At 32.7% G+C, this 6,213-nt stretch carries 6 protein-coding genes and 3 tRNA genes; 6 read left to right on the plus strand and 3 right to left on the minus strand.

The genetic code is table 11. The annotated features are described in order from the left end of the window. The 3 genes from GOQ24_RS13725 to GOQ24_RS13735 all read right to left on the minus strand — a co-directional run. The coding region (locus tag GOQ24_RS13725) for a GNAT family N-acetyltransferase (RefSeq protein ID WP_160339947.1) at nucleotides 1–1,060 on the minus strand (1,060 nt) is incomplete at its 3' end. A 49-nt stretch (nucleotides 1,061–1,109) separates the two neighbouring features. Continuing rightward, a complete protein-coding gene (locus tag GOQ24_RS13730; protein ID WP_160339948.1) occupies nucleotides 1,110–1,643 on the minus strand; it encodes a GNAT family N-acetyltransferase in 534 nt (177 codons plus the stop codon). An 8-nt stretch (nucleotides 1,644–1,651) separates the two neighbouring features. After that, entirely contained in the window at nucleotides 1,652–2,260 is a 609-nt protein-coding gene (locus GOQ24_RS13735) for a class I SAM-dependent methyltransferase (RefSeq protein WP_160339949.1), read from the minus strand. Nucleotides 2,261–2,695: 435 nt separating this feature from the next. Between GOQ24_RS13735 and GOQ24_RS13740 the strand changes: the two genes are divergently transcribed. From GOQ24_RS13740 to GOQ24_RS13765, 6 genes are all read left to right on the plus strand, one after another. Further along, a tRNA-Ser gene (locus GOQ24_RS13740) sits at nucleotides 2,696–2,779 on the plus strand. A gap of 9 nt (nucleotides 2,780–2,788) precedes the next feature. After that, nucleotides 2,789–2,863 (plus strand) — tRNA-Pro (locus GOQ24_RS13745). A 46-nt stretch (nucleotides 2,864–2,909) separates the two neighbouring features. After that, a tRNA-Pro gene (locus tag GOQ24_RS13750) sits at nucleotides 2,910–2,984 on the plus strand. Between the two features lie 300 nt (nucleotides 2,985–3,284). Beyond that, complete coding sequence (locus GOQ24_RS13755; protein ID WP_160339950.1) at nucleotides 3,285–4,547, plus strand: site-specific integrase; 1,263 nt, start codon at nucleotides 3,285–3,287, stop codon at nucleotides 4,545–4,547. A gap of 112 nt (nucleotides 4,548–4,659) precedes the next feature. Continuing rightward, on the plus strand, nucleotides 4,660–4,926 hold the full coding sequence (locus GOQ24_RS13760; RefSeq protein ID WP_160339951.1) for a helix-turn-helix domain-containing protein: 267 nt from the start codon (nucleotides 4,660–4,662) through the stop codon (nucleotides 4,924–4,926). A gap of 135 nt (nucleotides 4,927–5,061) precedes the next feature. After that, nucleotides 5,062–6,213 (plus strand): SIR2 family protein (locus GOQ24_RS13765; protein WP_208103228.1); only part of this gene is annotated, 1,152 nt, incomplete at its 3' end.

Raw genomic sequence — 6,213 nt, forward strand, 5'->3', positions numbered from 1 at the left:
GTTCTACTATAAAATCATAGACATATTGAAAGCCAAATTTAATTGGCAAACGCGAACTATATTCATTTGCTTCTTCTACAGAATAAATAATAGTCTTCGTTTTGATATTTTCTTTGACAATATTCATCATCGCTTGGACAATAATTGTCCCAAGTCCCTTTCCTTGTTTAGATTCTTTTAGCCATAACCCCAGCTCAACAGTTTCATCGTTTATATCGTGAATACCACAACTACCAACAAATTCATTATTCTTTGTATCTAAAACAACCAGCACCATTGCAGCTCCTCGTTCAAATTCTACTCGAGAACTTCTTATATATTCTTTTGTAAACTCAATGTTCTTTACAGGGTCAAAACTTAAGTACTTAGACACTTCTTCAGTTAAATTATCATAGATATCATAGAGAAAGTCATTAGATATTGGCACAAACTTCAAATGGTCTATTTCGTAACTAAAGTCTTCAATAGACACAATATTTCTCTGTTGATCTTTAACCATGTTTATAATGGTTTCTAAATCGTAAATCAAACATTGTTCAATTCCATCCTTAGCCTTTACCCCAAAGATTGACTCCTTGTTTGCAATCAATAATTCCCTTGTATAAAACCAAGCGTGATCGTAAAACAATACAGGATCTAAAGAAGCCCACAGCGCATCATCTTCTATCTGACTAAGATATGGAGGCCACAAATATTTTGAATGTTGACTCCATATATCTTCTCCAAAACTCAACCCATCAAACTCAGTCGTGTTGATAAAAACTTCCCACTGTAATCCAATGGCTTTTGCTACTTTCAACAATACACGCAAAATCAAATCTTGATTATTGCTATCCACGGTCAAACGCTCAAGTAAATATGCCACAACGATAGGAGTAGAAATAACTAAACCACCTTTTTGTTCAATTTGATTAGCTAAAGTAACAAGCGCCATGCGTTGTTCGTGAGTACTTCCCCTTTCGATTACTTGTATTAATGCGGGAATATTATGGGCTCTACCTTCCCAATGAACTAACCTATCCCAGGGAATTTGATTAAAATCAATCTTACTTCTATTCAACTCTCTATTCTTTTTAAATAACACATCCTTGATTTAAAAGTAAATCAATTTATTTTTTCGCATTGGGTTTTCGATACTGTAACATATTCAACACTTTCTCCTCGCTGATGTTTCTAACAAATGAATTGTGATACACATATCCTAACTTCTCAGCTATTTTTATACTTCCACTATTGTCTTTTTCAACATTGTAGATTAAGTAATCTACATCTAAATTATCCTTAGTGTAATCTTCTAACCCCTTAATCAATTCAGTACCATATCCCTTGCCGAAAGCAGCTTCTTTCAACCATATTCCAAGTGAAATTGACTCATCGTTAATATCGTGTAATCCACAACAACCGATAAACTCACCTGTCTCTTTATTGCTTGCTACCAATGTGATATCAAGTCCTTTTTCTAATTGACCTAAGCTATAATCGATAAAGCCCTGTGTATCTTCGAGTTTCCCCGTCGGTACAAAAGGAAGAAACTTTGCTACCACAGGTGTCAAAGCATCAAAAATATCTTGTTTATACTTTTCACTTACTATCTCAAAATGCAAACGATCGGTATCGAAAGCAATATCTTTACTAAATCCCATATATTATATTATTTATTTTTTAAAAAACGACAATAAACGAAGTTCTGTGTAGTCTCAAAAGGAGTCATGTGATCACTATAGAAGTAGTCCTGCAGACTAAAATGTCCTTCAAATAGATTGCTAATATCTTCTGCATTATACTGTATAATTTCTAACCCACTGCATTTTAAAGGACCTTGTTTTGAAAATGTTGCCATAACAATTCCTCCTTCTACTGCACTACTTACCAATTCGCTATACTGTTTTGCCTCTTGTGCAGTTAAGAAATGAAAAACGGCTCTGTCATGCCAAATAGCATACTTCTCACTAGGATGAAAGTCCGTAATATTACTTTCTATCCAAGTTACTTGATGAGCTTTGTCCCCTAACCTTTTCTTTGCACGTTCAAGGGCTGACTTAGAAATATCTAAAACAGTAATATCTGTATAACCTGCTTCTATCAAATGATCAACAAGGTTACTATCACCCCCGCCAATGTCAATTATCTTAACATCTTTGGGTAGATTAAAATCAGTTATCAACTTGAGTGAATGAACAGGCTTAACTTGCGTCCAACTCACTTGGTCCGCAGTTTTTGTATTGTAAACACCTTCCCAGTGTTCTTTTACTTTATCCATAAAAAATTACGTAATAGAAATACAAAAGTAATGAATCCAAAATATAAGGAGTCAATTATAAAAGCAAAATAAAACATAAAGGCTTTTCTCCTTCTCGAATGTAAATAAAGATAATCCACTGATAGCATATTTCTAAGAATATAGACATTTCACAAAACAGTCAATTTGGGCTAATGCAGTTAGCGTACCCTTTCCTTTTAGAACTAACCTCATCTTATTTTCACAAGGTTTAATTCAATATTTACGACTACCAAGATCCTAATTAAGAGAAGTAGAGTAAAAATCTTATTTTTAACAAAAACATATCTTACTAATAACGAACACGATAAAGATTATACGCAAAAAAGGTTGATATTTTTCCAATAATCTATTTGCAGAAATCAAAAAGTCGCAGTATGTTTGCATCCGCATTAGAGAAGTAATTATCTAAGCAACGGAGAGGTGCCGGAGTGGTAACGGAGCAGATTGCTAATCTGTCATCGGGTAACCGATGCCAGGGTTCGAGTCCCTGTCTCTCCGCTAAGTTTTCGGGGTGTAGCGTAGCCCGGTCATCGCGCCTGGTTTGGGACCAGGAGGTCGCAGGTTCGAATCCTGCCACCCCGACAAAAAAACTTAAGCTTATATATTATTTTTAAATGATGACCTTAATCGGGGTGTAGCGTAGCCCGGTCATCGCGCCTGGTTTGGGACCAGGAGGTCGCAGGTTCGAATCCTGCCACCCCGACTTTTTCGGCATCAAAATGTGCCTAAATCCGTAAGTATCAATTACTTACGGATTTTTTTTATTTTTAAATATATCATAATAATCCATTGTAAATCAATCTAAATGTGAGCTATTAGGTGAGCTATTTTTAAAAGGTAAATTAGCTCACCGAATCGAGTTTAACTAATTGTATTTCAATAAATTAAATACAATTTATTTTAGTTTAATTCAGTGCTTTTTGGTCTTGTTTGAGTACTATTCAGGTGAGTAGTTTTTAAAAACCATATCAAAACAGTTCGGTTAACATTAAAATAGATTGATATGAAAACAAAAAACACATTTGGAATACACTTCATTATACGTGTTTCTAATTCAAACAAAACAGTCCCATCCCTTATATACGCTAGGGTTACAGTAAACGGACAACGAACAGAAATTTCTTTAAAACTAAAAATATCCCCTACTTCTTGGGATAACATTAAAGGAAAAGCAAAAGGAAAAAGTGAGGACACGGTTCGAATCAACGCACATATTGAGCGAGTACGTTCCCTCATTACAGATGCCTATCATCAATTAGTTCAACAAAAAAGAGTTGTCTCTATTGGAGCTGTTAAAAACATCTTTCTCGGACATGATGATACAGAATCATCACTTTTAAAGCTTATAGACTATCACAGAGAGATTGCTACAAGTAAATTAGCTTATGGTACGCTAAAGAACTACTTTTCTACGGAAAAGTACCTTAAAAGCTATTTGCGTAAAGTACACAATCGAACTGACATCTATTTAAGTGAGATTAACTACAAATTTATCTTCGACTTTGAAAACTTCCTGAGAAACTGCAAACCTATTCATAAACATCAACCATTAAATAACAATGGTATTATGAAACACATTGAAAGATTTAAAAAGTTAATCAACTTAGCTATTACAATGGAATGGATGGAGAAAGATCCCTTTACCAAATATAAACTTCAATTTGAGAAGACAGAAAGAGGACACCTAACTAAATCAGAACTTGAAATCCTTGTCAACAAGAATTTCGCTATTGAACGATTACAATCCGTTCTTGATATGTTTTTGTTTAGTTGTTATACTGGCCTAGCTTATATAGATATCTTTCACTTAGCACCTCAAAATATAGCAAAAGGAAGTGATGGAAAAGATTGGATTATATCAAGTAGAGAGAAAACTAAAATACCTGTAAGGGTTCCACTATTACCTGAAGCTTTAGAACTAATTGAAAAATACAAGGACCATCCTATTGCTTTTGCCAAAGGCAAACTGTTTCCTGTTATTAGTAACCAACGAATGAATGGTTACTTAAAAGAGATTGCCATTATATGTGAAATAGACAAAAACTTATCTTTTCATTTAGCCAGACATACCTTTGCTACAACCATTACACTAAACAATGGTGTACCTATTGAGTCAGTGAGTAAGATGCTTGGGCATACGGCTATTAAAACAACTCAAATTTATGCTAAAGTATTAGAACATAAATTGGGTGAAGATATGGATAACCTAAGAGAAAGAAGACTTATTCAGGAAAATCACAAGTACAACTTTGAAGAGTCAAATTAAACCTTCCAAAGACAATAGAACTAAACCAGTACATACAAATTGTTATTTAGGGTTAGAACTAAGCTTATAGCGGCTTAAAACAAATCAAAACTAACCCTAAATACTATTAATTATGAAAGTAGAATTTATTACAAAAGAAGACCTTGAGATTTTTAAACAAGAGATTATTACTGAGATAAGAAGGTATAGCCCTTTTAATAGAAAGAAAGATCAAGAAATAAAACAATGGATTAAAAGCTATGAGGTAAGAAAGCTTCTTGGTATTTCTCCTGGTACCTTGCAAAACATGAGACTAAATGGTACCATACCATTTAAAAAGATTGGTGGATTGATGTTTTATAGATACGAAGATATTTTAACGATGATGGAGAGTGAATGAAATAAAACACCCCAACTTAGCGATAGTTGGGGTGTTATTCTATTTTGAAAATGAAGGACTTACTTTGCACCTCTTTTCTAAATAGATAAATAAATTGTATTTTTATATTTTAACCTTACAATTACTAAAAATCTAATGATAGAAAATTTTGAACTCGACTATGACGCTTTTTTAAGATCTATTAAAAGAAATGGGGATGTACCACATTCATTTCTATTAGGCGCTGGTGCTTCAATAAGCTCAGGTATTCAATCTGCTTATGATTGTATATGGGAATGGAAAAAAGATATCTATATTTCTAAAAATATTAATGCAGGGGAATTTTATAAAGATCACAAAAATGAAGCTGTAAGAAAAAGTATACAAACATGGTTGGATACCCAAGGAATATTTCCTAAACTAGATTCTATAGAAGAATATTCTTTTTATGCAGAAAAAGCATATCCAATAGCTGATGATAGAAGAAAATATTTCTTTGATTTAATAGAAAACAAAGAACCTTATATTGGTTACAAGTTATTATGTCTATTATCTGAGTTTGGCATTGTTAAATCAGTCTGGACTACTAATTTTGATGGATTAATAGTTAGAGCTAGTTATCAAAATAATCTTACACCAATAGAAATAACCCTTGATAATTCAGATAGAATTTTCAGAAATCAAAGTACTAGAGAATTATTATGTATTGCTCTACATGGAGACTATAAATACTCAACTTTAAAGAATACAAATACTGAATTAGATAGTCAAAATGATTTATTTAAAAAACAGTTAGCTAACTATCATATAGATAAAAATCTTATCGTTAGTGGATACAGCGGTCGAGACATCTCATTAATGACAGCCTTAGAAACTGCTTTTAGTCAGCCTGGTAGTGGCAGGTTATATTGGTGTGGATACGGAAGTGTTATAAATGATGATGTAAAAAAATTAATTACTTCAATTAGACAAAATGGTAGAGAAGCGTATTATATTTCAACTGATGGTTTTGACAAGACATTAATTCATCTAGTTAAAACTATCTCTGATGGAAATAAGAATCTATCAACTAAGTTACAGAAAACTTTAGAAAACACGTCTGCTACAGATAACATCAAAACAATATTTAGTTTAGATTTTACAAAAACAGATAAATTTATTAAAAGTAATTTACATCCTATTGTTTTCCCAAAAGAAGTTTTTCAATTTGAGATTGATTACAAAAATGAAACACCATGGAAATTCTTACGAGAATTAACAGCAAATACTAATATTGTTGCAGTTCCTTTTAAAAGGAAAGTATTTGCA

It is taken from the genome of Myroides sp. LoEW2-1 (assembly GCF_009767705.1).
Lineage (GTDB): Bacteria > Bacteroidota > Bacteroidia > Flavobacteriales > Flavobacteriaceae > Flavobacterium > Flavobacterium album_A.

What these genes read in the sequence shown, in the direction of transcription:
- GOQ24_RS13760 (WP_160339951.1), top strand. Translation starts at nt 4,660, where the DNA reads ATGAAAGTAGAATTTATTACAAAAGAAGACCTTGAGATTTTTAAACAA.
- GOQ24_RS13735 (WP_160339949.1), bottom strand. Translation starts at nt 2,260, where the DNA reads ATGGATAAAGTAAAAGAACACTGGGAAGGTGTTTACAATACAAAAACT.
- GOQ24_RS13755 (WP_160339950.1), top strand. Translation starts at nt 3,285, where the DNA reads ATGAAAACAAAAAACACATTTGGAATACACTTCATTATACGTGTTTCT.
- GOQ24_RS13730 (WP_160339948.1), bottom strand. Translation starts at nt 1,643, where the DNA reads ATGGGATTTAGTAAAGATATTGCTTTCGATACCGATCGTTTGCATTTT.